This is a genomic window from Lentilactobacillus parafarraginis DSM 18390 = JCM 14109, from assembly GCF_001435895.1.
In the GTDB taxonomy this organism is placed as follows: domain Bacteria; phylum Bacillota; class Bacilli; order Lactobacillales; family Lactobacillaceae; genus Lentilactobacillus; species Lentilactobacillus parafarraginis.
The window spans coordinates 1-1630 of record NZ_AZFZ01000159.1 but is presented as its reverse complement, the minus strand read 5'-3'; the positions used below and the strand labels follow the sequence as shown (position 1 = coordinate 1630).

General features: G+C 38.1%; 2 protein-coding genes. Both read left to right on the top strand.

Annotated features, from left to right (window positions below):
• The first annotated feature begins 232 nt into the window (after positions 1 to 232).
• Positions 233 to 391 (top strand): CopG family transcriptional regulator, encoded by a 159-nt coding sequence (locus FD47_RS14445; protein WP_054736732.1) that lies wholly within the window; start codon positions 233 to 235, stop codon positions 389 to 391.
• 66 nt (positions 392 to 457) lie between these two features.
• Positions 458 to 1117 (top strand): replication protein, encoded by a 660-nt coding sequence (locus FD47_RS14440; protein ID WP_035181512.1) that lies wholly within the window; start codon positions 458 to 460, stop codon positions 1115 to 1117.
• Positions 1118 to 1630: the final 513 nt, after the last annotated feature.

The window sequence follows — 1630 nt, the reverse complement described above, 5'->3', positions numbered from 1 at the left end:
GGGGGGGAAGGGAGCGAATTTTGCGACCGTACTACGACCCCCCCTTTGAGTGCCGAGTGCCAAAACTGAATTTTAGGTGTGATAACCCTTACTCTCCCAAGGGTTACAGCGATTAAAAAAAAATCAACAAAACGCCAACAAAATCGGCAAAAAAACGTGTAGACGTAAAATGGATTGACAAAAAAAGCGAATAAAGGTAAAATTTGTTTACAATATTTAAGAGGAGGATATTATGGCTGAAAATAAAAAAAGAGTTTCGATTGGTTTAACTGACGCTCAATATGCTCTAGTTCAAAAATTTGCTAAAGAAAAAGGTTTTTCTAAATCTGCAATTTTTGTATTAGCGTTAGAAGAATACGCAAGAAAGGAATCAGAGCAAAAAAATAAGTGAGAACTCATTCCCTTCAAGAAATACGAGTTCTCACTAATGCTTGTTCTGTCAAGGTGATTATAACAAATGGCAAAAGAAAAGGCGAGATACTTCACTTTTTTACTTTATCCAGAATCGATACCACAAGATTGGCAAACAAAACTTGAAACTTTAGGCGTTCCAATTGCAATTAGCCCGCTTCATGATAAAGATTTGAGCAGTGTTGAGGGGCAAAAGTATAAAAAAGCCCATTATCATGTTATTTATATCTCTAAAAATCCTGTCACAGCAGAAAGCGTTCGCTTGAAAATCAAGCGTGCTTTAGGCGATAAGAGTGTTGCTAAAGTACAAATTGTTGTCCAGAGCATGGAAAATATGTATTTGTATCTGACGCATGAATCTAAAGACGCTATTGCTAAAAATAAGCACAAGTACAGTAAGCATGACATTGCTTTACTGAACAATTTTGACATTGATCGCTATATTACGCTTGACGTTGAAGATAAAGACGACATGCTGAATGATGTTTGCGATTTGATTGATGACCATAATTTGGCGAATATGCGTGAACTGAGACGCTTTTTAAAAGCTCATGGTTCAGAATATGGCATGCCCAGCATGAAGGTGATTAATTCAGTCTTGCAAGCCCACACTGGACTGATAAGGCTTTATTTCGATGCCGTTTATCAGGAGCGCAAGTATGGCAGAGGCGATATAAACAAAGAGACTGGCGAGATACAAGATTAATTAGCGAATGGAAAGTAGGTGCTCAATTTGAGCACCTTTTTTGTTGTCGGCTAGCCGACTTCTGACACGGGAAATTTAGCACAAACACCAGCAATTTTAATTATGGTGTGTAAGTGCGCATTGCTTTAAAAATAGCAATGAAAAAATCCGAAGAAAATGTCAAAGGTGCACTTACACTTCAAATAAATTGGAGTTGTGATAAAACACTTAAACCTGTATCAGATTTCGCTTTGCTCAAACAAAACTGACTTGCGTCAGTTGGAATCTTCAAAGCCAATAAAGTCCAGTCGCCAACTCCTTCAGACTTTATTAACTTTGAAGATTGCTTTTAAATGCCTCTAATTTGCTCTCTAAGCCATTTTAGCTATTACCCGTATAATTTACTGTCTGTCAACGGTAAATCGACTTAGAGGGGCTTAGAGAGCCTTATAGGCGATATTAGCCCCTCTTGGAGGCTTTAAGGAGTTGACGGACTCACTAGGCCAAGACACTTTTGCGCATGCAAAGAAAAGC

Bases quoted from the DNA above. Each gene is read 5' to 3' on its own strand.
- FD47_RS14445 (WP_054736732.1), top strand. From the start codon at position 233: ATGGCTGAAAATAAAAAAAGAGTTTCGATTGGTTTAACTGACGCTCAA.
- FD47_RS14440 (WP_035181512.1), top strand. From the start codon at position 458: ATGGCAAAAGAAAAGGCGAGATACTTCACTTTTTTACTTTATCCAGAA.